This is a genomic window from Achromobacter sp. 1014246743, assembly GCF_059760725.1.
Genome location: NZ_JCBANA010000175.1, coordinates 1 through 282, shown reverse-complemented (window position 1 = coordinate 282; position 282 = coordinate 1). Strand labels below are relative to the sequence as shown.

At 58.9% G+C, this 282-nt stretch carries 1 pseudogene; it reads right to left on the bottom strand.

The window, feature by feature from the left end:
• Window positions 1-226 (bottom strand): annotated as a pseudogene (locus AC6LJ2_RS30115) (IS256 family transposase); the annotation flags it as partial.
• Between the last annotated feature and the right edge of the window lie 56 nt (window positions 227-282).

Genomic DNA, 282 nt, shown 5'->3' with positions numbered 1-282 from the left:
TGCCGTTGCGCTGGTTGGTCGCCTGCTCGGGGCGCTCCTGGCCCTGGGCGTAACCCAGATGATGCCCAAGCTCGGCACCCAACGCCCGTTCGATCAGCGCCTTCTTGAACGCCATCGACAGGTCCTGTACCGCCTCGGCGGTCATCGGGCCTTTAACGAATTGATCGACCAGGTCCGCCGGAATCGACGGCAACTCTCGCAGGGGAAGTTTCTTCTTTGTGGCCATACAGATGCTCCTTGAGCGGTATGTTAGGCCTCAAACACAAAATTTATGACACTCCC